General features: G+C 63.0%; 26 protein-coding genes and 1 tRNA gene. 11 read left to right on the forward strand and 16 right to left on the reverse strand.

Annotated elements, in window-relative coordinates:
- Positions 1–267: 267 nt before the first annotated feature.
- Positions 268–624 carry a hypothetical protein gene (locus LCM4573_RS09095; RefSeq protein WP_131818952.1) on the forward strand — a complete coding sequence of 119 codons (357 nt, stop codon included), beginning with the start codon at positions 268–270 and terminating at the stop codon, positions 622–624.
- Positions 625–629: 5 nt separating this feature from the next.
- Positions 630–1,376, forward strand: coding sequence for a bifunctional 2-polyprenyl-6-hydroxyphenol methylase/3-demethylubiquinol 3-O-methyltransferase UbiG (ubiG, locus tag LCM4573_RS09100; protein ID WP_071006263.1), 747 nt, complete (start codon positions 630–632; stop codon positions 1,374–1,376).
- A gap of 115 nt (positions 1,377–1,491) precedes the next feature.
- Here ubiG and LCM4573_RS09105 read toward each other — a convergent pair whose 3' ends face one another.
- Genes LCM4573_RS09105 through LCM4573_RS09120 form a run of 4 tightly spaced genes read right to left on the reverse strand, consistent with a single transcriptional unit; the run spans position 1,492 to position 3,814 of the window.
- Positions 1,492–1,920 carry a DUF1178 family protein gene (locus tag LCM4573_RS09105; protein ID WP_071005975.1) on the reverse strand — a complete coding sequence of 143 codons (429 nt, stop codon included), beginning with the start codon at positions 1,918–1,920 and terminating at the stop codon, positions 1,492–1,494.
- Positions 1,917–2,771 (reverse strand): carbon-nitrogen hydrolase family protein, encoded by an 855-nt coding sequence (locus LCM4573_RS09110; protein ID WP_071005976.1) that lies wholly within the window; start codon positions 2,769–2,771, stop codon positions 1,917–1,919. Before LCM4573_RS09110 ends, LCM4573_RS09105 begins: the two co-directional genes overlap by 4 nt.
- A gap of 12 nt (positions 2,772–2,783) precedes the next feature.
- Entirely contained in the window at positions 2,784–3,041 is a 258-nt protein-coding gene (gene grxC / locus LCM4573_RS09115) for a glutaredoxin 3 (protein ID WP_071005977.1), read from the reverse strand.
- Positions 3,042–3,097: 56 nt separating this feature from the next.
- Entirely contained in the window at positions 3,098–3,814 is a 717-nt protein-coding gene (locus LCM4573_RS09120; RefSeq protein ID WP_244505284.1) for a ComF family protein, read from the reverse strand.
- Between the two features lie 119 nt (positions 3,815–3,933).
- Here LCM4573_RS09120 and LCM4573_RS09125 point away from each other — a divergent pair, with 119 nt between their 5' ends.
- Positions 3,934–4,809: a methyltransferase domain-containing protein gene (locus LCM4573_RS09125; RefSeq protein WP_071006264.1), complete on the forward strand. Its 876-nt coding sequence runs from the start codon at positions 3,934–3,936 to the stop codon at positions 4,807–4,809.
- A 15-nt stretch (positions 4,810–4,824) separates the two neighbouring features.
- On the opposite strand, the gene LCM4573_RS09130 is transcribed toward LCM4573_RS09125, so the two are convergent.
- The 6 genes from LCM4573_RS09130 to LCM4573_RS09155 all read right to left on the reverse strand — a co-directional run bounded on the left by LCM4573_RS09130 (position 4,825) and on the right by LCM4573_RS09155 (position 8,855).
- Entirely contained in the window at positions 4,825–4,998 is a 174-nt protein-coding gene (locus tag LCM4573_RS09130; protein ID WP_071005979.1) for a Flp family type IVb pilin, read from the reverse strand.
- Between the two features lie 62 nt (positions 4,999–5,060).
- Positions 5,061–5,378 (reverse strand): hypothetical protein, encoded by a 318-nt coding sequence (locus LCM4573_RS09135; RefSeq protein WP_071005980.1) that lies wholly within the window; start codon positions 5,376–5,378, stop codon positions 5,061–5,063.
- Positions 5,379–5,483: 105 nt separating this feature from the next.
- Positions 5,484–5,897 carry an 8-oxo-dGTP diphosphatase MutT gene (gene mutT, locus LCM4573_RS09140; protein WP_071005981.1) on the reverse strand — a complete coding sequence of 138 codons (414 nt, stop codon included), beginning with the start codon at positions 5,895–5,897 and terminating at the stop codon, positions 5,484–5,486.
- A 1-nt stretch (position 5,898) separates the two neighbouring features.
- Complete coding sequence (locus LCM4573_RS09145; protein WP_071005982.1) at positions 5,899–6,672, reverse strand: N-acetyltransferase; 774 nt, start codon at positions 6,670–6,672, stop codon at positions 5,899–5,901.
- Between the two features lie 7 nt (positions 6,673–6,679).
- A complete protein-coding gene (gene argJ / locus LCM4573_RS09150) occupies positions 6,680–7,921 on the reverse strand; it encodes a bifunctional glutamate N-acetyltransferase/amino-acid acetyltransferase ArgJ (RefSeq protein ID WP_071005983.1) in 1,242 nt (413 codons plus the stop codon).
- Positions 7,922–7,979: 58 nt separating this feature from the next.
- Complete coding sequence (locus LCM4573_RS09155) at positions 7,980–8,855, reverse strand: peptidylprolyl isomerase (protein ID WP_071005984.1); 876 nt, start codon at positions 8,853–8,855, stop codon at positions 7,980–7,982.
- A gap of 248 nt (positions 8,856–9,103) precedes the next feature.
- Here LCM4573_RS09155 and secA point away from each other — a divergent pair, with 248 nt between their 5' ends.
- From secA to LCM4573_RS09170, 3 genes are all read left to right on the forward strand, one after another.
- Positions 9,104–11,818 (forward strand): preprotein translocase subunit SecA, encoded by a 2,715-nt coding sequence (secA, locus tag LCM4573_RS09160; RefSeq protein WP_071005985.1) that lies wholly within the window; start codon positions 9,104–9,106, stop codon positions 11,816–11,818.
- A 200-nt stretch (positions 11,819–12,018) separates the two neighbouring features.
- Positions 12,019–13,449 (forward strand): lipopolysaccharide biosynthesis protein, encoded by a 1,431-nt coding sequence (locus LCM4573_RS09165; RefSeq protein ID WP_274534849.1) that lies wholly within the window; start codon positions 12,019–12,021, stop codon positions 13,447–13,449.
- Positions 13,442–14,722 carry a GNAT family N-acetyltransferase gene (locus tag LCM4573_RS09170; protein WP_071005986.1) on the forward strand — a complete coding sequence of 427 codons (1,281 nt, stop codon included), beginning with the start codon at positions 13,442–13,444 and terminating at the stop codon, positions 14,720–14,722. The genes LCM4573_RS09165 and LCM4573_RS09170 overlap by 8 nt, the downstream gene beginning before the upstream one ends.
- Positions 14,723–14,763: 41 nt before the next feature.
- Here the strand turns inward: LCM4573_RS09170 and LCM4573_RS09175 are convergent, their stop codons facing one another.
- A complete protein-coding gene (locus LCM4573_RS09175) occupies positions 14,764–15,507 on the reverse strand; it encodes a hypothetical protein (protein WP_071006266.1) in 744 nt (247 codons plus the stop codon).
- A 233-nt stretch (positions 15,508–15,740) separates the two neighbouring features.
- On the opposite strand from LCM4573_RS09175, the gene LCM4573_RS09180 reads away from it, so the two are divergent.
- Positions 15,741–15,825, forward strand: a tRNA-Leu gene (locus LCM4573_RS09180).
- A 58-nt stretch (positions 15,826–15,883) separates the two neighbouring features.
- Here the strand turns inward: LCM4573_RS09180 and mog are convergent.
- Positions 15,884–16,405: a molybdopterin adenylyltransferase gene (gene mog / locus LCM4573_RS09185; RefSeq protein ID WP_071005987.1), complete on the reverse strand. Its 522-nt coding sequence runs from the start codon at positions 16,403–16,405 to the stop codon at positions 15,884–15,886.
- Between the two features lie 83 nt (positions 16,406–16,488).
- Entirely contained in the window at positions 16,489–17,217 is a 729-nt protein-coding gene (locus LCM4573_RS09190) for a Crp/Fnr family transcriptional regulator (protein WP_071006267.1), read from the reverse strand.
- Positions 17,218–17,227: 10 nt separating this feature from the next.
- On the opposite strand from LCM4573_RS09190, the gene LCM4573_RS27910 reads away from it, so the two are divergent.
- Together LCM4573_RS27910 and LCM4573_RS09195 are read left to right on the forward strand one after the other, a co-directional pair.
- Entirely contained in the window at positions 17,228–17,500 is a 273-nt protein-coding gene (locus tag LCM4573_RS27910; RefSeq protein WP_131818953.1) for a hypothetical protein, read from the forward strand.
- 59 nt (positions 17,501–17,559) lie between these two features.
- The gene (locus tag LCM4573_RS09195) at positions 17,560–18,066 is read left to right on the forward strand and encodes a disulfide bond formation protein B (RefSeq protein ID WP_071006268.1); all 507 of its coding nucleotides are present in this window, start codon (positions 17,560–17,562) and stop codon (positions 18,064–18,066) included.
- Between the two features lie 8 nt (positions 18,067–18,074).
- Here LCM4573_RS09195 and LCM4573_RS09200 read toward each other — a convergent pair whose 3' ends face one another.
- The gene (locus LCM4573_RS09200; RefSeq protein WP_071005988.1) at positions 18,075–18,632 is read right to left on the reverse strand and encodes an HNH endonuclease; all 558 of its coding nucleotides are present in this window, start codon (positions 18,630–18,632) and stop codon (positions 18,075–18,077) included.
- 102 nt (positions 18,633–18,734) lie between these two features.
- Positions 18,735–19,388, reverse strand: a complete 654-nt coding sequence (locus LCM4573_RS09205; protein ID WP_116285407.1) for a DNA-3-methyladenine glycosylase — start codon at positions 19,386–19,388, stop codon at positions 18,735–18,737.
- A 34-nt stretch (positions 19,389–19,422) separates the two neighbouring features.
- Between LCM4573_RS09205 and gluQRS the strand changes: the two genes are divergently transcribed.
- The gene (gene gluQRS, locus LCM4573_RS09210; protein ID WP_071005989.1) at positions 19,423–20,304 is read left to right on the forward strand and encodes a tRNA glutamyl-Q(34) synthetase GluQRS; all 882 of its coding nucleotides are present in this window, start codon (positions 19,423–19,425) and stop codon (positions 20,302–20,304) included.
- Here the strand turns inward: gluQRS and LCM4573_RS09215 are convergent.
- Positions 20,242–21,207, reverse strand: coding sequence for a YihY/virulence factor BrkB family protein (locus tag LCM4573_RS09215; RefSeq protein ID WP_244505285.1), 966 nt, complete (start codon positions 21,205–21,207; stop codon positions 20,242–20,244). The two genes, gluQRS and LCM4573_RS09215, sit on opposite strands and share 63 nt — an antisense overlap.
- Positions 21,208–21,237: 30 nt before the next feature.
- Between LCM4573_RS09215 and LCM4573_RS09220 the strand changes: the two genes are divergently transcribed.
- Positions 21,238–22,107, forward strand: coding sequence for an SDR family oxidoreductase (locus LCM4573_RS09220; protein WP_071005990.1), 870 nt, complete (start codon positions 21,238–21,240; stop codon positions 22,105–22,107).
- Positions 22,108–22,125: the final 18 nt, after the last annotated feature.

The raw sequence follows: 22,125 nt of genomic DNA on the forward strand, positions 1-22,125 counted from the left end.
GGCAATCCGCAACGACATAAGCCCAGATCGCCGCAGAGGGACCGGAGTTGCGCGGAAAAACACACCGAACGGGACACGTCGCGTGTCATCATAAAATACAAATACGAGGCACACGACGTGTCCCGGCCGAAACGAAAGCAACCGAGATCGCCAAGGGAGGAGTGTGCCTTGAAAGAAAGGACCGAAATAGAACAGACGGACTTCAGCGAATACGAACAAACGCGGGCGGCACAGCACGAAATACTTTGCCGCCTTACGGCGACGCTCGTGCACGTCATGAACGACTTTTGCCGCCTGCGCCAATGCCGCCGCCGGCTACGCGTTTGCAGCGGCCCGATGCAGCCCTCTCCGCATCAAATCTGGAAGGGCCACGCGCAGAAGGAAATCGGGCTGAGCGGCAAGGCCTGCGCCGATCTCCCGATCTGCATGGCCCACCAGCGGCCGGAATATTACCAGATATACAGACAGGCGATGGAAGAGGTTCAGGATATGCAGCAAGAACATGCGGATATTGACCTCCTTTATGCGTTTGTGCGCGCTGCGGCAAAGCGGCGGCCGCGGCGACCTGCCCTCTTGACTTCCAATCCCTATCATCCGACTTCATCCGGCGAAACTAAGGGATGACCGCCATGACCGAGACCAGCCGCAGCACCATCGACCAGAGCGAAGTCGATCGGTTTTCCGCCATGGCGGCAGAATGGTGGGACCCGACCGGCAAGTTCAAGCCTCTGCACAAGTTCAATCCCGTGCGGCTTGCCTATATCCGCGACCGCGTTTCGGAGAATTTCGGCCGTGATCCGAAGGGCCATCTGCCGCTCGCCGGCCTGCGTGTGCTGGATATCGGCTGCGGCGGCGGCCTCCTGTCGGAGCCGATGGCACGGATGGGCGCCACCGTCATCGGCGCCGATCCTTCCGAAAAGAACATCGGCATCGCTTCCACCCATGCCGCTGAAACAGGAACCACGGTCGATTATCGGGCCGTGACCGCCGAACAGCTTGCCGAAGCCGGCGAGACCTTCGACGTCGTCCTCAACATGGAAGTGGTGGAGCACGTGGCGGACGTGGACTTTTTCATCTCCACCTGCGCGAAGATGGTGCGCCCCGGCGGGTTGATGTTCGTCGCCACCATCAACCGTACCTTCAAGGCCGGCGCGCTTGCCATCTTCGCGGCGGAAAACATCCTGCGCTGGCTGCCCAAGGGCACCCACCAGTATGAAAAACTGGTCCGCCCCGAAGAACTGGAAAGGCCGCTTGCCRCAAGCGGCATGGAGATCATCCATCGCACCGGCGTCTTCTTCAATCCCCTGCAGGATCGCTGGAACCTCTCCTCCGACATGGACGTGAACTACATGCTGCTGGCGAAAAGGCCGGGATGATTTCGGCATCCCCGCCTTTCGATTCTCTGCTACACTCCCGGCAAATGCACGAAAGGCCGGACGTTATCCGTCCAGCCCTTCGGTTCTTTGAAATGAGGGTTCGTACCGAATGCGCTCAGTTCGCATCCTCGGGCAACGCCGGCAGGGGCGCCACCTCGATGCCTTCCTCGAGGAGATCGCGCACCTCGCCGAAGCTCGCCTGGCCAATGATGCCGCGCGCGTCCGCTTCCCCGTAATGGATCTTGCGCGCCTCTTCCGGGAACTTGTCGCCCACATCCTCGGCATTGGCCTTGATGGCGGCGACCGCCGCCTTCAGCTTGGCCTCGGCCGCCGCACGCGCCATGTCCATCGCCACCGCCTGCTTTTCTTCCTTCTTGCGCGCGGTCGAAACGGATGGCGCCATCAGGGTCTTGGAGATCGAGGCGGAATTGCAGACAGGACAGGTCAGAAAGCCGCTCGCCACCTGCCCGTCGAAGTCCGCGCTGGTCGAAAACCAGCCTTCGAAAGTGTGGGCGTTCTCGCAGGACAGTGAATAGCGGATCAAGCGGCAACTCCTCCGGCTGCCGGAGCGACGATATCGAGCGTGAATTCGCGTGCGTTCTTCAGGTTGGGGATCTTGCCTCGGGCAGCTTTTACTTCGGTGACGTCGATCTCGGCGATCACCACCGCTTCGCCGGAGCCGCCGGCGGATGCCAGCACCTTGCCCCATGGATCGATGATCATCGAATGGCCGAATGTTTCGCGGCCGTCCCCATGCAGCCCGGCTTGCGCGGCGGCGATCAGGAAGGCGCCGTTCTCGATGGCGCGGGCGCGCAGCAGCACTTCCCAATGTGCTTCGCCCGTCTGGCGGGTGAAGGCGGCGGGAACGGTCAGCACCTCCGCTCCGGCAATCGCCTCGGTCCGGAACAGGGAGGGGAAGCGCACGTCGTAGCAGATCGCGAAGCCGAGCTTGGCGAAGGGCAGTTCGGCTACGCGCGCTTCCTCGCCGGGACGGTAGACGGCGCTTTCGCGCCAGCTCTCGCCGTTGTCGAGATCGACGTCGAACATATGGATCTTGTCATAAGTGCAGATGCGGCTGCCGCCGGGCGCGAAGAGGAAGCCGCGATTGGCGATCTTCCCGTCGTCCAGCGCGATTGCGGTCGAGCCGACATGCACATGGATGCCGAGTTCGCTGGCGAGGCTGCGGGCGGTCGAAACGACGATGTCGTTCGCCTCGTCCTTCAACACCGCGCGAAGCCCGGCACGATCCTTCTGCACGGCACCCGTCATTTCCGGCGTCTGCACATAGATAGCGCCCTGCGCGGCGGCGTCCCGCACGAGACGGGCCATGTCGGCGGCGTTCTTCTCCGGATCGACGCCGGAGCACATCTGGATCGCTGCAGCCTTGAATGCCATTCCTAACTTCCYTCAATTCGCCAGCATCGGATCGAGCTTGCCGGCCCGGTCGAGTGCATGAAGATCGTCGCAGCCGCCCACATGCTCACCGTTGATGAAGATTTGCGGAAAGGTCGAACGTCCGTTCGCCTTGCCGATCATCTCCTGGCGGAGCTCCTGCGAGTAGGTCGCGTCGTGCTCGACATAGTCGATGCCCTTTGATTCAAGCAGGGCTTTGGCGCGGGTGCAATAGCCGCAGAACTGGCGGGTATAAATGGTCACATCTGCCATGAATGTCTCCAGGCACGGCGGGAGCGGAAGCGGGCCGCGCGAAATTGTCTTGTTTGTCATATAGGCCCGGCGACAGCCATTGCAAAGGTCAAAACCGTGACCTCCGCGGCTCCCGCCTTCTTCAGCGCGCGCGTGGCGGAAGAGACCGTGGCGCCAGTGGTGTAGACATCGTCCACCAGTACCAGTCGCTTGCCGAAAACCTCCCCCTCCCGGCCCGGAGGAGTTGCGAAGGCCCCGCGCACATTGTCCTCCCGGCCCCGCGCGGTCAGCCCCACCTGTCGGCTCGTGCGCTTCACCCTGGCGAGTGCTTCCGGCAGGAAGGGCTTGCCCGAGAGACGCGCGATATGCCGCCCGAGCTCGGCCGCCTGGTTGAATTTCCGGAGCGCGAAGCGCAGCCGGTGCAGGGGAACCGGAACGATGCCGTCGCAGTTGGCGACATGGCCGTCGGAAGCCCTCAGCATCCACTCGGCCATCATCGGCGCCAGATTGGTACGGTCGCGATATTTCAGGGAGTGCACGAGGTTGCGCGCGGCGCCCTCGTGAATCGCCACCGAACGCAGCCGGTCGAATACCGGCGGCTCGGCGATCGCCTGCGCCGAAAGCATGCCGGGTCCCGGATCGTAGGAGAACGGCAGGCCCAGCACATCGCAATAGGGGCGCTCGATGAAACGGATTTGCGACCAGCACTCACCGCAGAAAGCGCCGTGTCGCCCCGTCCGGATGCCGCAGCCGAGGCAAGTCGGCGGATATACGAGGTTGCCGAGCGATTTCATCCACCCTCCCGCGAGGGATGCTAGAATTGACGCAGCAGAAGGTATCGGCTCGGCGGGCATATCTTGACATTAACCGACGGCAGGCGCCTTTGCGAATGGAGAATGAAAGCGATGTGAACATGGAAATAATCTTYGATCAGCACTTGGCCGCCCGCCGCCGCGAGCGAGCCTACTTACAGAACGGCAACGGCGCCGGCTTCCTTCTGGAGATCGCCGCCCGCGAGTTGGCCGAACGCCTCGCCGTCGTTGAGCGGAGCTTCGAAACGGCGGTCGAGCTTCACGGCGGCACGGGTGCCGCTGCAAGGCAGAGCCTGGCAACCGGCAAGATCGGCAGCATCAACCGAATCGAGACCAGCGGGATATTTGCCGCTCCCGGCGAGGATGTGCGCGAGGCCGGACTGGACGACGTGCCGCTTGCCCCCGAATCCGTCAACCTCGTGCTTTCGCCGCTGGCGCTGCATCTCACCAACGACACGCCGGGAACGCTGATCCGTATCCGGCGGGCTCTGAAGCCGGACGGCCTCTTTCTTGCGGCGATCCCCGGCGCCGGCACGCTTTCTGAATTGCGGGATGTCCTGCTCGCAGCCGAGGCCGAGCTGACCGGCGGAGCAAGCCCGCGCGTCATCCCCTTTGCCGATGTCCGCGATGTGGGCGGGCTCCTGCAGCGTGCCGGTTTCGCGCTGCCCGTGGTCGACGCGGAAACCTACACGGTCCGCTACGATTCCCTGTTTCCCCTGATGCGCGATCTGCGCGCCATGGGCATGACCAATCCGCTTGCCGGCCGCAGCAGAACGCCGGTCACACGGCGGTTCTTCCTGAGAGCGGCGGAACTCTATGCCGAACGCTATGCCGATCCGGATGGCCGTGTCCGTGCGACCTTCTCGATCATCTACGCCTCGGGCTGGGCGCCGCATGAAAGCCAGCAGAAGCCGCTGAAGCCGGGATCGGCAAAGGCGCGGCTCGCCGATGCCCTGCGCGACGCAAGCAAGCCGTAGATGAAATGAATGAGCTTAGTTGATCGGCTTTTCGATGCTGTTTTCGACGGTCGTAAAGGTGTTCTGCAGCGCTTCGGAAAAGGCGCCGAGCCCCAGGATGAGGGCGCCGCCGATGATCGCCGCGATAAGCCCGTATTCGACGGCGCTCGCTCCATGGCTGTCGCGGAGGAAGGATCGAAGGAGATGCATGGATTGCTCTTATTCCCGTTGCCTTCCGCCCGATGGCTTCGAATGCGGAACGTTTCGCCGTTTCAACAATCGCCGCCCGCGCCGTAACCCTTGACGATACAGACGGAACCCGGCGTTTCCTGGAGGACGCTGCGCCGGATGGTGTAGTGCTTGCTGCCCTTATCAACCTGTATCGAGCCGGTGGTGATCCGGTCGAACTCTTCCTGCACCTGGGCGAGCCGCCGCCCGTCCGTGCGATCCGAAAGCATGGGCGTGATGATCAGCGAGAGAGCGATTGCGGCCGTGCCGAACAGAAGTGCGGCATTGAGCGCACCGGTCATACCGGACCTGTACGTCGCCCGCTGCCGGACACGCACAGTCTTCCAGAATTCCTCATCCATTCTCTCAAAGCCCCGTCGACGCAAATACTGCCTGGTGGCTCCGGCCTATCATGCCCGGCTAAATGAACGGTTAATACGGAATGAATTCGGCCCGTCTAATTTGAATTACAGGAGGTCCTGGAGAATGGGGATCAGCGGCTCGTCGGCCGGCGGCATGGGATAGTCGCGAAGCGCTTTCGCCCGAACCCATTTGATGGCCTGCCCTTCCCGCCCGACCGGCACTCCCTCGAACCGCCGGCAAACATAGAGCGGCATCAGCAGGTGGAAGGTTTCGTAGGTGTGGCTGGCAAAGGTGAGCGGCGCGAGGCAGGCAGTCTTGGTCGTGATGCCGAGCTCCTCGTGAAGCTCCCGTATCAGCGTCTCCTCCGGCGTTTCGCCCGGCTCGACCTTGCCGCCGGGAAATTCCCAGAGGCCGGCAAGCGCCTTGCCCTCGGGCCGCTGGGCGAGCAGGATGCGCCCGTCGGTATCGACGAGGGCGCAGGCGGCGACGAGCAGAAGCTTCTTCGGACCCTCGCTCACCTCAGGTCTCCCTGCACCAATAGCGATAGTCGTAGGCATGGCGGAAACCGAGCTTGCGGTAGAGCGCCAGCGCCGGCTCGTTGGTATCGACGACCTGCAGCCAGGCCATGCGCGCGCCGCTGACCCGCGCCCAGCGCAGCGCCGAGGAGAGCATGTCGGTGCCGACCCCATTCCGCCGGCGTTCCGGCTTCACGGCAAACGAGATGATGCCGGCGAGATCGTTGTCCTGCACGCAGAGCGTCGCCGCAACCGGTCCCGCCTTCGGGTCCTCGACCACGAAGAGGCCGCTTGCCGGCTTGATGGCGTTCAGGATTTCCGCCAGCGCCGGCTTCAAGGAGACATCCTCGCCGGTCACGGCAAGGCTCGCATCCACGAAACGGCCGACATTGTGGCCGGGCAGGAGATGGACCGTATCGGGAAGATCGATTTTCGTAAGATCGGCGGTCAGCACGTTGACCGTCTCGAAAGCCTGCCAGCCGTTCTTCTCCATCATGTCGATGAGCGGCGGCGGCGCGAGCGGCGTCTCGCGCACGATCAGCGGCCGGCCATAGGCCTCGAAGCGCTGGCGCGCCTTCTCCAGCCGCAATTCCATGTCGCGACAGTCGGACGGATCGAGTGGCACGACGCAGTTCAGCCGCTTGGAGGGATGCCCGCCGGTCAGGCGTATCTGCCAGCTGCCGTCATAGGCGACCGAGGCGGCCGGCCAGGCGCGGAAGCCCACGGCCTCCAGACGCCTGACGAGAGGCAGATCGCTACGGGGGGAAATTGCCTGCATCACTCCCTCAGCTCCGGTAATCGCCGTTGATGGCGACATATTCCTTCGTGAGGTCGCAGGTCCAGACGGTTGCCGTGCCGTTTCCAAGACCGAGATCCACCCTTACCGGAATATCCTGTTTCTTCATGACGTCCGACGCAGCATCTTCGGAATAATCCGGATCGCGCTCACCGTTGACAGCAACGCGGACGTCGCCGAACCAGATCGCCAGACGGTCGCGATCGGCGGCTTCGCCGGCCTTGCCGACAGCCATGACGATGCGTCCCCAATTGGCGTCTTCGCCGGCGGCGGCAGTCTTGACGAGCGGCGAATTGGCGATCGACAGCGCGATGGTCTTTGCCGCCGCATTGCTTTCGGCGCCGGTCACCGTGATTTCCAGCATCTTCGTCGCGCCTTCGCCGTCGCGGGCGACCTGGATCGCCAGCGCTTTCAGAAGGTCGTTAAGAGCTGCGCGGAAATCGCCAAGCGCCGGATCGTTTGCATCCTCGATCCGCTTCTGGCCATCGGCCGCCGCCGCCCCGGTTGCAAACAGCATCAGCGTGTCGGAGGTCGATGTGTCGCTATCGACGGTCATCGAGTTGAAGCTCGGCTCCACGCCGGCGGATAGCAAGGATTGCAGCACGGGCGATGCGATATCCGCATCCGTCACCACGAAGGAGAGCATGGTCGCCATGTCGGGAGCGATCATGCCGGCGCCCTTGGCGATGCCGTTGATCGTCACCTTCACGCCACCGATCTCGGCGGTGCGGGTCGCGACCTTCGGATAGGTGTCGGTGGTCATGATGGCCTTGGCGGCTTCCTGCCAGAAATCGCCTGTCGCCGAAGTGTTCATGTCACCCAGGACGCCCGCGAATTTGGAAGCATCGAGCGGCTCGCCGATAACCCCGGTCGAGGCGAGGTAAACCTCGTTCTCGGCGCAGCCGACGGCGGCGGCGGCCGATTTCGCGGTCAGCGCCGTCGCCGCCCGCCCCTTCAGGCCGGTGAAGGCGTTGGCATTGCCGGAATTGACGACCACGGCGCGCGCCACCCCATGCGACAGATTGGCGCGGCAGAAATCCACCGGTGCCGAAGGGCACTTGGAACGGGTGAAGACGCCGGCCACCGAAGCCGGCTTGTCGAAGACCATCAAAAGCACGTCCGTGCGGTTCTTGTATTTGATGCCGGCGGCGGCAGTCGCCATGCGCACGCCGCGCAGCGCCGGCATCTCGGGATAGGATTTCGGAGCAAGGGGAGAAACGGAGACGGACATCTGATAGCAACCCGGCTGAACGTGGAAGGGCCCGGAAATCCGGGCCCTCGATTGAATGTTACTGCTGCGGCGCAGGCTCTTGGCCGGCTTCCGGCGCCTTGTTGGCGTCTTCGTAGCCCTTGCGGAGCGCCTCGTCCATGATCTCGACCTTCTCCTCGCCCTTGGCCTTCTCGATCACGGCCAGATACTTGTCGCGCATGACGAGCTGCTTGACTTGCGGCTCGACCTGGTCGAGCGCCGGCGGCTGCACGTCGCGACGGTCTTCGAGCTTGATGACGTGGAAACCGAACTGCGACTTAACCGGGGTCTTGGTATAGGCGCCCTTTTCGAGCGCGAAGGCGGCTTCCTCGAACTCGGGAACCATGCGGCCCTTGGTAAACCAGCCGAGATCGCCACCGTCGTCCTTGTTGGAATCCTGGGATTTTTCCTTGGCGACTTCCGCGAAATCCTTGCCGCCGTCGAGTTCAGCGATGACCGCCTTCGCCTCATCCTCGGTCTTCACCAGGATGTGACGGGCATGCACCTCTTCCTGCTTCGGCATGGCGGCGATTTCCTTGTCGTAGCGGGCCTTGACCTCTTCGGGCGTCACGGCATCCACGACATACTTGCGGAAGTAGGAGTTGTGCAGTTCGCGAGCCTCGATATAGGCCATGCGCTGCTTGAAGTCCTCGGTATCCTTCATGCCTTCGTCGATGGCGCCCTTGGCGAGCAGCTTCACGTCGATCGCACCCGACAGCGCGGCGACGCGCTTCTGGTCGTCCGGCAACTGCTGAAGCTGCGGATCGAGGTTCTGCACGGCGAGATCGAGCTCCGACTGGCGGATTTCCAGATCGCCGACCTTTGCAACGACCGCATCTTCCTGGGCGAAGACCGGAGCCTGGAACGAGACTGCCACGACAAGCGCAGCCGTTGCGAGAAATTTATTGCGCAACATCGATTCAACCTTTCGATAGACGCCGGTATCGAATGCCCGATTCCGGCCGGAAACCCTCACAAACACCGGATTGTGGCCATTGTGTATCAGCCGTCACCGTTGACATAATTCGACCCCCCTCTTATCTGTCACGCAACTTTGCGTCCAGAAGAGTTTCCGGGCCACGCACGGGGTTTTGAGGACAAAGGAACCCGTGATGCCGCAAGCCCGCGAGTCTTAGGCAGACATCTTGAGAAAGGACCATTCGTATGGTCAGCTTCGGCGGCATAGCCCGCAAATTGTTTGGTTCGGCGAATGATCGCCGCGTCCGTTCCTACCGGTCCAAGATCGATGCGATCAATGCCATCGAGGAAAAGACGAAGGCTCTCACCGATCAGCAGCTGGCGGCCAAGACCGGCGAGTTTCGGCAGTTGCTGGCCGAAGGCAAGACGCTCGACGATATCCTGATACCGGCCTTCGCCGTGGTGCGCGAGGCCTCGCGCCGCGTTCTTGGGATGCGTCCCTTCGACGTGCAGCTTACCGGCGGCATGATCCTGCATGAAGGATCCATCGCCGAAATGAAGACGGGCGAAGGCAAAACCTTGGTGGCCACCCTTCCGGTCTACCTCAACGCGCTCGCCGGCAAGGGCGTTCACGTGGTGACCGTCAACGATTATCTGGCAAGCCGCGACGCCGGCACGATGGGCCGGCTCTACGGCTTTCTCGGGCTCACCACCGGCGTCATCGTCCACGGCCTCAACGACGACGAACGCCGCGCGGCCTATGCCTGCGACATCACCTATGCGACCAATAACGAACTCGGCTTCGACTATCTTCGCGACAACATGAAGTACGAGCGGTCGCAGATGGTCCAGCGGGGCCACAATTACGCGATCGTCGACGAAGTGGATTCCATCCTGGTCGACGAGGCGCGCACGCCGCTCATCATCTCCGGTCCGCTGGACGACCGCTCCGATCTCTACAATACGATCGACGCCTTCATTCCGATGCTGGACGAGGCCGATTACGAGATCGACGAAAAGCAGCGCTCCGCCAACTTCTCCGAAGTCGGCACCGAGAAGCTCGAAAACCTGCTGCGTCAGGCCGGGCTTCTCAAGGGCGAATCGCTCTACGACGTCGAGAACGTCGCGATCGTTCACCACATCAATAACGCGCTGAAGGCCCACAAGCTCTTCACCCGCGACAAGGACTATATCGTCCGCAACGGCGAGATTGTCATCATCGACGAGTTCACCGGCCGCATGATGCCGGGCCGCCGCTATTCCGAAGGCCAGCATCAGGCGCTGGAAGCCAAGGAAAAGGTGCAGATCCAGCCCGAGAACCAGACGCTCGCCTCGATCACCTTCCAGAACTATTTCCGCATGTACGAGAAGCTCGCCGGCATGACCGGCACGGCCTCGACGGAAGCGGAGGAATTCGGCAACATCTACAAGCTGGAGGTGGTCGAAGTGCCGACCAACCTGCCAATCCAGCGCATCGACGAGGACGACGAGGTCTATCGGACCTTCGACGAGAAGTACAAGGCGATCATCGCCGAGATCAAGGATGCGCACGAGCGCGGCCAGCCGGTGCTGGTCGGCACGACGTCCATCGAGAAATCGGAACTGCTCGCCGACCTGCTGCGCAAATCTGGCTTCGACAAGTTCCAGGTGCTGAACGCGCGCTATCACGAGCAGGAGGCCTATATCGTTTCCCAGGCCGGCGTGCCGGGTGCCGTCACGATCGCCACCAACATGGCCGGCCGCGGTACCGACATCCAGCTCGGCGGCAATATCGACATGCGCCTCGAGCGCGAGCTGGAAGGCATCGAGGACGAGGCGGAACGCGCCGCCAAGGAAGCCGCCATCCGCGAAGAGGTGAAGAACCTCAAGGAGAAGGCGCTCGCCGCCGGCGGTCTCTACGTCATCRCCACCGAACGCCATGAAAGCCGCCGTATCGACAACCAGCTGCGTGGCCGCTCCGGCCGCCAGGGCGATCCGGGCCGCTCGAAATTCTACCTCTCGCTTCAGGACGACCTGATGCGCATCTTCGGCTCCGACCGCATGGACGGAATGCTGCAGAAGCTCGGTCTCAAGGAAGGCGAGTCGATCGTTCATCCGTGGATCAACAAGGCGCTCGAACGCGCCCAGAAAAAGGTCGAGGCCCGCAACTTCGACATCCGCAAGAACCTTCTGAAATACGACGACGTCACCAACGACCAGCGCAAGGTGATCTTCGAGCAGCGCATCGAGATGATGGATGCCGAGGACGTATCGGAAACGATCGAGGACATGCGCAGCGAGGTGATAGAGGTTCTCGTCACCAAGCATATCCCCGAGCGCGCCTATGCAGAGCAGTGGAATGCGGTCGGTCTGAGGGAAGACGTCCAGCGTCTCCTCAACCTCGATCTGCCGATCGAGGACTGGGTGCAGGAAGAAGGCATTGGCGAGGACGATATACGCGAGCGCATCACCAAAGCTGCTGACGAGGCCGCAGCGGACCGCCGCGAGCGCTTCGGCCCCGAGATCATGACCTATGTCGAACGCTCGGTCGTGCTGCAAACGCTCGACCACCTGTGGCGCGAGCATATCGTCAATCTCGACCACCTGCGCTCCGTCATCGGCTTCCGTGGCTATGCCCAGCGCGACCCGCTGCAGGAATACAAGGCGGAAGCCTTCGAACTCTTCCAGGCCCTGCTCGCGAACCTGCGCGAAGCGGTGACGGCGCAGATCATGCGCGTCGAGCTGGTGCGCGAGGCCCCGCCCTCACCCGAGCCGCCGCAGGTCATGGAGGCGCATCACTTCGATCCGACGACCGGCGAGGACGAAATGGCCGGCTTCGGCGGCCAGAATGTGCTCGCCGTGGCGCAGGACCGGACGCCGGAAGATCCCGCCACCTGGGGCAAGGTCGGCCGCAACGAGCCATGCCCCTGCGGCTCCGGCAAGAAGTACAAGCATTGCCACGGGGCTTTCGAACAGGTCTGAGGCTCAGCGCCCGGCAGGACGATGCGACGCCGCCCAACGGGCGGCGTCTTTGTTATGTGGGTATTACTCTTTACGGTTCTGCTCAAATGCCGTCATTCCTGTGCTTGTCACAGGGATGACGAAGGGCGGCGGCGAACCCTTTCTTAACTCCGCCGTGGCAACAATCCTTCCGATTGTCCCTTGCGTGTTCGAGTTTTGCGTTGCCCATCATGGCGGTCATCGAGACAGCGGAAAGATTGCTGCCGCCAGGTCTGCGTGCCCGGCTGTCGCCGCTCGCCCGCAAGCTCGCCGCCACGCTTGCCGAAGACAGCGAAGATGCCCGCGCCCAGCGTCGCGCGCTGACCGCTTTCGTCATCCGCGTTCTGAGCGCCGCGATCGCCTTTATCTCGCAGATCGTGCTGGCCCGGCTGATGGGCGAATTCGAATACGGCATCTTCGCCTTCGTCTGGGTTCTGGTGGTCCTCGCCGGAAATCTCTCCTGCCTCGGCTTCCACACGTCGGTGATCCGTTTCCTGCCGCACCACAAGTCACGCGGYGAATTCGACGCGATCCGTGGGCTTCATGTCAGCGTCCGCATCTTCGCGATGGTCTCGGCAATCACGCTTGCCTTCTTCGGCTTTCTCTTCCTGCGCTTCTTCGGCGGCACGATCGAAGCCTATTGGACGGTGCCGGTCTTCCTGGCACTCTTCACGCTGCCGATGATCGCACTCGGCGACGTGCTGGACGGCACCGCGAGGGCGAGCGGCTGGACGATTACAGCACTGAGCCCCACCTATCTCATCCGGCCGGCGCTGATCCTCGCCTTCATGCTGGCGGCACTCTGGATGGGCGCGCCGCGGACCGCCGCCACCGCCATGGAGGCCGCGCTCGCCGCCACCTACGTGACGACGCTCACCCAATTCCTGCGCATGCGGGGACGGCTGCGGCGGGAATACGGCTCCGGAGGCCTGCAGATCGAAGCGGGCACCTGGTTCCGCTACTCGCTCCCCGTCTTCATGGTGGACGGCATCGGCTTCCTGCTCACCAATGCCGACGTGGTGGTCGTGGGTTTCTACCTGCCCCCGGACCAAGTGGCCATCTACTACGCGGCGGCAAAGACCGTCGTGCTGGTGCAGTTCGTCTCCTTCGCGATCAAGGCCGCGGTCGGACCGCGCTTTTCCGCCATCATCGCCGAGGGCGACATGCCGGCACTTGCCGCCTTCGCCGGCCAGGCGGCGCGCTGGAGCTTCTGGYCGGCGCTCGGCGTCGGGCTMGTGGTTCTGGCGTTCGGCGAGGTGCTGCTATCGCTCTTCGGCCCGGCCTTCACAGCCGGCTACGGCCTGATGGCCATATTGCTCGCGGGCATCCTCGCCAAGGCGATGGTCGGCCCTGGGGAGGTTCTCCTGAGCATGGCCGACCGGCAGAAACTCTGCGTGGCGCTCTACGCCGCCATTCTCGCGATCAATATCGGCCTCAACATCGTCCTCATTCCCCGCTTCGGCCTCATGGGCGCGGCAATGGCAACCGCGCTGGCCATGACGATCGAAGCGGTTCTCCTGCATATCGCGGTTCGTCGGACGCTCGGCATCGTGCTCTTCGCCTTTGCCGCGCCGCTCGCCGCCGCATCTTCAAAGGCAAGACCACATGGCTGAAACCCCGACCGGCGGCGATCCCCAGAGAAATGGAAGCGCTCTCCCTCCGGCGCTCGGCCAGCCGTTCCGTCCCGAGCGTCCGGATGCCGACACACGGCTGCAGGTCGGCAGGCCGGGCCGCGAGCTCTGCCTCTATCCGGCCGCGTTCGGCTACGACCTCCAGGAGGAGCTGGAATTCCTCTCCAACCGCGCCATGGAACCCAACATCTTCTTCAGCGCCCGCTTGCTCGTCCCGGCGATGCCGAGGGTCGAGGACAAGCAGGTCCGACTCGCGCTGATCCGCGACGAGAGCGGCGCCACGAGCCGCATGCGGCTGCTGATGCCCTTCACCCTGGAAAGGCCCGGCTTTTCCGTCGGCGCCTCGATCATCCGCGTCTGGGCCAATCCCTTTGGTCCGCTCGGGACGCCGCTGGTGGATGCGGAAGACGCAGCCGAAACCATCGACAACCTGCTGGAAGGACTGGCCCGGCGCGAGGCGCGCCTGCCCTCCGTTCTGGTCATGCCGGATATCCGCCCGAACGGCCGGTTCGCCCAGCTCGCGAGAGCCGTGGCGATCGGGCGAAATCTGCCGATCACGCTCACCGACGCGTTCACCCGGCCCATGCTGGCGAGCGATCTCGATGGCGAAGCCTATCTGAAGCAGGCGGTGTCCGCCCATCATCTGCGGGAGATGCGACGCCTGTGGCGCCAGCTCGGCCAGCAAGGCAGGCTCGACTACAGCGTGGCCCGCCAGCCTGAGGAGGTCCGCCTGCGGATGGAGGAATTCCTGGCGCTGGAAGCTCGAGGTTGGAAGGGCCGCAAGCGCTCGGCGTTGATCAACGACCGGTACCGCTCGGCCTTCGCCCGCGAGGCGATCACCAATCTCGCCGAGGTGGATGCCGTGCGCATTCATACCCTCGATTTCGACGGGCGCGCCATCGCCTCCCTCGTCGTCTTTCTCATGGCCGGTGAAGCCTATACATGGAAGACGGCCTATGATGAGAATTTCGCCCGCTTCTCACCGGGCAAGCTGCTGATGATGAAGCTGACCGAGTGGCATCTCGAAGACGCCAATATCATGCGCACGGACAGCTGCGCCGTGCCGGATCACCCGATCATGAGCCGCTTCTGGGAGGAACGCGAGGAGATGGGAAGCCTCGTGATCGGGCTTACCGAAAACGGCGACCGCGACGTGCGGCAGGTGGCCACGCAGCTTCACCTCTACCGCAACACGCGCAACATGGCGCGAATGCTCCGTCAGAAAATCCTGGCCATGACCGGCCGAGCTGACTGAAACGGGCTCGCCCCGCTGGAGGCGAGCCCTGAAGCACTCGGTTAACGGGATGCCGTCGTCCGCAGCATCTTGCACAGGCTGACCAGAGCCGCATCGCCACCATTTGCCGTAATATCGGCACAGCGATAAAGCAGCCTGCGCTGCTCGGCCCGGGACATGCCGTTGAAAGCCTGCCGTTGTGACGGGGTCAGGCCCGGCCCTCCGCCGGGACCACCGGCACCGGGTCCGCCGGCGCCGGGGCCGCCGTTACCGGGACCACCATTGCCAGGGCCGCCCGGACCGCCGGGGCCACCCGAGCCGCCACCGCCGATTCCTATATCCACATCCGCGTCGATGCCGCCGGAACCGACGCCCACCCCCACTCCGGCATTGACGCCATTGCGCCCGCCGATGGAAGCGGTGACGTCCGCACCGACGCCGTCACGTCCTCCTATGCCGACATCGGCACCGGTATTGATGCCGTTCGAACCACCCACGGATGCATTTGCGGTTGCGCCAAGGCCGCCGCCGCTGCGGCTGCCCACATTCGCATCCGCATTGATTCCGTTGCTTCCGCCGACCGAGGCATCGACATCCGCGAGACTGCCGTTACCGCCCACGTTCGCGCTAGCGTTGACACCGTTGGAGCCGCCGAGGGATGCATCGACCCCGAGCCCGCCGCTGGTATCCACCCCGACGCTCAAGCCATTCTCTCCCCCGATCGACAGGCCTTGGGAAAAACCCGATGCAGCCAAGGGAAGAACGAAGCAGCTCGACAAGAACACAATACGAAGAGATTTCCGCATGATCTCCATCCTCCTGAAGTCCGGCATCCATTGCCGGCTAAGCAGGAGAAGAATGCACGAAATCATCGATTGTTTCCGTCAGCGGAATGCAACCCGAAACTATTGTTAAGCATTGCCTAAAACAATGAAGCCCATGTCGCCGGATGAAACGCTTCAGCCTTGGCAAAGATCGCTCGCACGTGCACTTGCGCACGGGCGCCGCAGCATGATAGAGGCCTTGGCACCATCCCGGCGCGGGCGTGGCGGAATTGGTAGACGCAGCGGACTCAAAATCCGCCGTCGCAAGACATGTCGGTTCGAGTCCGACCGCCCGCACCAAAGCTTACGAATATCACGTCGAGATTCTCAAAGCCGGGCGCCCGCCGCACCGGAGTTCTCAGCCTTGAGGGCGATGCGCCTTGACCAGGGCCGGGTTGGTTTCAATCCGGCCGGCGCCGATCAGATCCAGGCAATAGGGAATGGCAGGAAAGACCGCAGCGAGCGTCATCGCGATCGAGGCAGGCTTTCCCGGCAGGTTCAGGATGAAGGATTTGCCGCGCGTGCCCGCCGTCTGCCGCGAAAGAATGGCAGTTGGCGTCTGCTCGAGGCTGGCGCGCCGCATGAGCTCGCCAAAACCCGGCAGCTCCTTTTCCAGGATGGCATGCATGGCTTCCGGGGTCTCGTCGCGCGGGCTCGGCCCGGTACCACCCGTCGTCAAAACCAGGTCGCAACCCTCGTTGTCGCAGAGATCTATCACCGTATCACGCACCGAGGCCACGCCGTCGGGAATGACGCGCCGAACGAGCTCGTAAGGCGTGACGATTGCCGCCGCCAGCCATTGGGCGATCGCCGGGCCGCTCAGATCCTCGTATTCGCCGCGGCTTGCGCGGTCGGAAATCGTGACGACGGCAATCTTCAAGACTTACCCCAATTGGTCAGATGGCTGCTGATATCCGTACATCCTCCACGATCTGCGGGAGCCAGGCAACCCTGCGCAGACGTTCAGGAACCGGATCGGGCGACAAGACGCGCCATGTTCCCGACAACGATATGCCGGTTATGCTCGATGCTGATAATCCCGCTACTGCGCAATTTCGTCAGTTCGCGACTCACCGTCTCGATGGTCAAACCGAGAAAATCGGCGATATCCGCCCGCGTCAGCGGAAGATCGAAAGCAAGCTCGCCGTTCCCCGTCTCGTCGCCGGGGTCGATATTGCGGGCAATCAGCAGAAGGAAGCTTGCGACCTTCTCACCGGCATTCTTGCGCCCCAGCGTCAGCATCCACTCCCGCGCTTCGTCAAGCTCCCTCAACGCCTGTTCAAACAGGCGCCGCTGAAGATCGGGCGATTCGTTCATCATCCGGGCAAGCGCCGAGCGCGGGAAAGAACAGAGGGAGGTAACCGTCGCCGCCTCCGCATTGACGGCACTTGCATCATGAAACGGGCGTCCCAGGAAATCTGGGGCAAATTGCAGGCCGACGATCTGCTGGCGTCCGTCGGCGAGCGTCTTCGTCAGCTTCACGGCTCCGGACAGTATGTTGGAATAATGATCCACCGCTTCCGCATTGGCAATCAGCTCGCTGCCCGCTTCGACCTTTCGTCTGGATGAAGCCTTTGAAAGCGCGACCAACTGCTCCGCACTCAGGGCGCCGCAAACGCCGCGATGCCGCGCCTCGCAGGAGCGGCATAGAACAGGAATATCCGAATTGTGAATATCCCTGCGTTCCAGGATGGAGGCTGCAGTGGTCACTTTGCAAATCCTGTCATCTGACGATGAGCCGCACATGGCCGCGGCAATTGTTTTTTTAGCGACTGATAAAAATCAAGTCACCGGCTCTCTGTCACAGATGAAACCGGCAGGCAAGGAGGCGGAAGGACGCAGCCTTCGCGAGTATTCTGGCCGGAAAATATCTTTCTCCCGGAGAACTCAGCCAGCCGGCCTTCCGCTTTCCATTCCTCACGAAAAATTGCCGGGGCTGGCCGGCTTGCGTCACCCGCACACATTTACAGCATAATCCGATGTGATCTAAGGAACCTGGCCGGCAGAAGCCGGATGAAATTTCAGGAGAAGCGCATGGCGCTCGCAGCCACAGCCAGACAGTCCCGCATCGGTTTCCCGCTTATCGTCACGCTCGGCATGGCGGCGACCGTCGGCGGCGCGCTCGCCTTCGAGCATATCGGCGGCTATATCCCCTGCGCGCTCTGCCTGCTCCAGCGCGATCCCTACTACTACGGCATCCCCGTTGGCATTGCTGCGATTGCCACATCCGCGCTCGGCCTGCCCGCCTGGATCACTCGCGCGCTTCTCGTCGTCATCGGCGTGATGATGCTGGTCGGCGCCGGCATGGGCGTCTTTCACGCGGGCGTCGAATGGGGTTTCTGGGAAGGCCCGGCGAGCTGCGGCGGAGGCGGCGCCATGACCACCAATGCCGGCAGCCTTCTTGACGACCTCAACGCCGTACATGGGCCCTCCTGCACGCAGGCGGCGCTTCGCGTGCTCGGCCTTTCGTTTGCGGGATGGAACGTCATCGCAAGCCTCGTCCTGGCCGGCCTCGCCTTCATCGGTGCCAAGAAGGCCTGAAGCAGCGATTAGGGCTGCAGCACGGTATCCCAGTAGAGATAATCCATCCAGCTTTCGTGCAGGTAGTTCGGCGGGAAGAGCCTTCCGTTGTTATGGAGATCCTGCACCGTCGGCTGGTAAGGCTTCTGGTGCGGGAACATGCCCGCCTGCTTCGGCAGCTTGCTGCCCTTCTTGAGATTGCAGGGCGAACAAGCCGCCACGACGTTTTCCCAGGTCGTCTCGCCGCCATGGGCGCGCGGGATCACGTGATCGAAGGTCAGGTCGTCATCGGAGCCGCAATACTGGCACTCGAACTTGTCACGCAGGAAGACGTTGAAGCGCGTGAAGGCGGGATTGCGGGTCGGCTGGATGTAGGTCTTGAGGCTGACGACGCTTGGCAGCCGCATCGAGAAGCTGGGTGACGAGACCGAGTGCTCGTATTCGGCGATGATATTCACTCGGTCGAGGAAGACCGCCTTGATCGCGTCCTGCCAGGACCATAGCGACAAGGGATAATAGCTCAGCGGCCGGTAGTCGGCGTTCAAAACGAGCGCCGGCAGGGCCTGCGGGGAGACTGCGATCGTCAACGTGACGCTCCTACCCGATTCGGCTTCCGTATCTTCTATATTAGGTCCGTTGTTACAGGATTGTGAAGCCAATAAATGCAGATAGATAACTCTCGCCCGCAGTCACGGCAGCGGCGTCACGTCCCGCCGCATCCGCGCCGCATAATAGGCCCAAAAAAGCCTTGCTGCGACCGATCGCCACGGACTCCAGATTTCCGCGAGCTCCGCCAGCTTTTTCGAGGAAGGACGCGCCTCCAAGCTAAAGGCATGGGCGACGGAAGCCTGCAGGGCAACGTCTCCAGACGGAAAGATATCCGCGTGGCCGGCCGAGAACATCAGATAGACCTCCGCCGTCCAGGGTCCGATGCCGGGCAGCCGCGTGAGTGCCGTGATGGCATCGCGGGGGTCCATGCGGCCGATCGATTCGAGGTCGAGGCTATTTTCGGAAATCGCCGTGGAAAGCCCGACCAGCGTGGCGGCCTTCGCCCTGGAGAGGCCGAAGGTAGCCACCACGGCAGGATCGTGGGCCAGGTAGCTCTCGGCCGTTACGGGGCCTGCCGCCGTGATTCGCCCCCATATGGCGGCTGCGCTTGCCTTCGAGACCATTTGCGAGACGACGATGGAGGCAAGGCCGGCAAAGCCGGGTTCCTGCAGCCGGAGCGGCACCGGCCCCGCTACCTCGATGATGGCGGAAAGCCGAGGGTCGAGGGCAGCCAGCGCTTCCAGCCCCTGCTCGATATGCGAATGGTCGCGAATGACCGTTATCGGCTTTCCCATGGCCGTTTCCTTAAAAGCGTGGCAATGAAAAATCATGCCCGTCACGCCTTCTGATAAACCCGTCTATCGTTTCGCGCCAAGCCCGAACGGCCTGCTTCACCTTGGCCACGCGCTTTCGGCACTCCTGAACCACGACATGGCAGGCGCGAGCGGCGGGCGATTTCTGCTGCGGATCGAAGACATCGACCTTGCCCGCTCCACGCCGGAATTCGAGGAGGCCATCTACCGGGACCTCGCATGGCTGGGGCTCCAATGGGAACAGCCGGTGCGGCGGCAGTCGGAGCACTTCGATAGCTATCGCTCGGCTCTCGCTCGTTTGACCGAAATGGGTCTCGTCTACCCGGCCTTCATGACCCGCGGCGAGGTAAAGGCCAGGGTCGCCGCCTTCGAGGCGGCGGGAAAGACCTGGCCGCGCGATCCGGACGGATCGCCGCTCTATCCGGAAGATGACCGGCTGAAAAGCGAGGGCGAACGCAAGATCCTCATGGACAAAGGCCTGCGTCATGCCTTTCGGCTGGACATGGGAAAGGCCCTGGAGTTGCTCGGCAGGCCGCTGACCTTCCGCGAAACCGGCGACGGACCGCAAGGCGAGATTTCCTGCGATCCGGCAATCTGGGGCGATGTGGTGCTGTCGCGCTCCGATGCACCGTCGAGCTACCATCTCTCGGTCACGGTGGATGATGCCGTTCAGGGCATCACGCACGTGGTACGTGGGCTCGATCTCTTCGAGGCCACCGCGGTCCATCGGTTGCTGCAGGAGCTTTTGGGCCTTCCCAAGCCCCTTTACCACCACCACCGGCTGGTACTGGGCGAGGATGGCCGCAAGCTGGCGAAGAGCGAGGGCGCGACCGGTCTAGCGGCTCTGCGACTTCAGGGGCTTTCGCCCCTCGACATCCGCCACCTCGTCGGGCTCTGAGCCAGGCTGTTCGCGGCGCCTGCTGCGGCTGCGCAAGCGCGAGACCACGGAATAGACCCGGTATTTCATCAGCGCCGCGTTGACCTCCGCTCCAAGCATGAAGATCACGCCGACCATGTAGAGAAAGACCAGCACGATCATGATCGAGGCAAGGCCCGCATAGGTGGCCGCATAATTGGCGAAGGTCGCGAGGTAAGAGGCGAAGAGATAGGCGCCGAGCGACCACAAAAGCAGGGTCAGCCCCACGCCCGGCAGCACGTCGATGATGCGCCGCGATCCTGCCGGCAGCCATTTGTGCGAGAAGACCAGGCCGACGGCGARCACCAGCACCGTGCCGAACAGGCCCCAGCTGGAGACGACGGCAAGATCCGCAGCCAGCCAGGGAAAGCGGGTTTCGGCAAAGCGCAGCGCCACCGGCACGGCGACCAGCACGATGCTGATGACGGCGAAGATGATRACGGCCACGATGACGTAGCCGAGGCTGGCCAGTCGCGTGACATACCAGTAACGCGTTTCCTGCACCCGGTAGGCGCGGTTGAGCGAGATGCGCAGCGCCTCCACACCATTCGAGGCGAAATAGGCTGCCRCAAGCACCGAGACGGTGAGAAGCCCGCCGCGTGGAATGGTGAGCACCCGCTGGATTTCCCGCGCCAGCGGATCGGCGATATCGGCGGGCCAGATATCGAAAAGGAGATGAACTGCCGTCTCCGCGAACTGGTCCGCCCCGAGGAAGCCCGCAAGCGCCGTGCCGAAGATCAGGAAGGGGAAGAGCGCCAGCAATCCGGACAGCGCCACATGGCTTGCCAGCGCCCAGCCATCGTCTTCGTTGAAGTGGCAATAGGCGTCGTAAAGCACCTTATAGGCGAGGCTGTACCAGCGGTACGGGCGGATTTCTTCCGGCACTGGGGACTCCGTTGTAACTTCCTCCGGAATATGGGAAATCGGGACCGATTGTACAGGGAGAACGCATTGCCTGGGGAAAAGTCCATCATCGTCACCGGCTGCTCCTCCGGCATCGGCGCCCATTGCGCCCGGACGCTTGCGAAGGACGGCTGGCGGGTGTTCGCGACCGTCCGCAAACCGGAAGACATCGGGGCGCTCGAAGCCGACGGCATTGAGACCCTGCTGATGGACTATACCAAGACGGAGACCATCGCCACAGTGATCGAGACGGTTCGGGAACGCACCGGCGGACGGCTCGACGCTCTCTTCAACAATGGCGCCTACGGCCAGCCTGGCGCGGTGGAGGATCTTTCGACCGAGGTGCTGCGGGCGCAGTTCGATACCAATTTCTTCGGCTGGCACGAGCTGACGCGCCGGGCGATCCCGATCATGCGGCGCCAGGGGCACGGCCGTATCGTGCAATGTTCCTCGATCCTCGGATTGCTGCCCTATCGCTACCGGGGCGCCTACATCGCCTCGAAATATGCTCTTGAAGGACTGAGCGTGACGTTGCGCATGGAACTCGAAGGCAGCGGCATCCATGTCAGCCTCATCGAGCCCGGACCGATCGTTTCGCGCTTCACGGCCAATGCGCTCGCCAAGCTTTACGAGCATGTCGACCTTGAAAATTCCGCCCATGCGGAGGACTACAGGCGGCAGCTCAAACGCCTGGACGGCTCCGGGCCGGTGAACCGGCACAAGCTCGGTCCGGAAGCGGTCTACGACGTGCTGAAGCACGCCTTGACCGCGCCGCGCCCCAAGCCACATTATCTTGTCACAACGCCCGCCAAGCAGGGCGCATTTCTGAAACGGCTCCTTCCCGCAACGCTCTTCTACAAGCTGATGCGCCGGGTGGACTGATATCATCAAAAGGCAGCA

Source organism: Rhizobium sp. LCM 4573 (assembly GCF_001854865.1).
Classification (GTDB): Bacteria; Pseudomonadota; Alphaproteobacteria; order Rhizobiales; family Rhizobiaceae; genus Neorhizobium.

Excerpts from the sequence above, each read along its gene's own strand:
- LCM4573_RS09110 (WP_071005976.1), bottom strand. The coding sequence starts at position 2,771 with ATGGCATTCAAGGCTGCAGCGATCCAGATGTGCTCCGGCGTCGATCCG.
- grxC (WP_071005977.1), bottom strand. The coding sequence starts at position 3,041 with ATGGCAGATGTGACCATTTATACCCGCCAGTTCTGCGGCTATTGCACC.
- LCM4573_RS09120 (WP_244505284.1), bottom strand. The coding sequence starts at position 3,814 with ATGAAATCGCTCGGCAACCTCGTATATCCGCCGACTTGCCTCGGCTGC.
- LCM4573_RS09130 (WP_071005979.1), bottom strand. The coding sequence starts at position 4,998 with ATGCATCTCCTTCGATCCTTCCTCCGCGACAGCCATGGAGCGAGCGCC.
- LCM4573_RS09135 (WP_071005980.1), bottom strand. The coding sequence starts at position 5,378 with ATGGATGAGGAATTCTGGAAGACTGTGCGTGTCCGGCAGCGGGCGACG.
- LCM4573_RS09145 (WP_071005982.1), bottom strand. The coding sequence starts at position 6,672 with ATGCAGGCAATTTCCCCCCGTAGCGATCTGCCTCTCGTCAGGCGTCTG.
- argJ (WP_071005983.1), bottom strand. The coding sequence starts at position 7,921 with ATGTCCGTCTCCGTTTCTCCCCTTGCTCCGAAATCCTATCCCGAGATG.
- LCM4573_RS09155 (WP_071005984.1), bottom strand. The coding sequence starts at position 8,855 with ATGTTGCGCAATAAATTTCTCGCAACGGCTGCGCTTGTCGTGGCAGTC.
- LCM4573_RS09170 (WP_071005986.1), top strand. The coding sequence starts at position 13,442 with ATGGCTGAAACCCCGACCGGCGGCGATCCCCAGAGAAATGGAAGCGCT.
- LCM4573_RS09175 (WP_071006266.1), bottom strand. The coding sequence starts at position 15,507 with ATGCGGAAATCTCTTCGTATTGTGTTCTTGTCGAGCTGCTTCGTTCTT.
- LCM4573_RS09195 (WP_071006268.1), top strand. The coding sequence starts at position 17,560 with ATGGCGCTCGCAGCCACAGCCAGACAGTCCCGCATCGGTTTCCCGCTT.
- LCM4573_RS09205 (WP_116285407.1), bottom strand. The coding sequence starts at position 19,388 with ATGGGAAAGCCGATAACGGTCATTCGCGACCATTCGCATATCGAGCAG.
- gluQRS (WP_071005989.1), top strand. The coding sequence starts at position 19,423 with ATGCCCGTCACGCCTTCTGATAAACCCGTCTATCGTTTCGCGCCAAGC.
- LCM4573_RS09220 (WP_071005990.1), top strand. The coding sequence starts at position 21,238 with ATGGGAAATCGGGACCGATTGTACAGGGAGAACGCATTGCCTGGGGAA.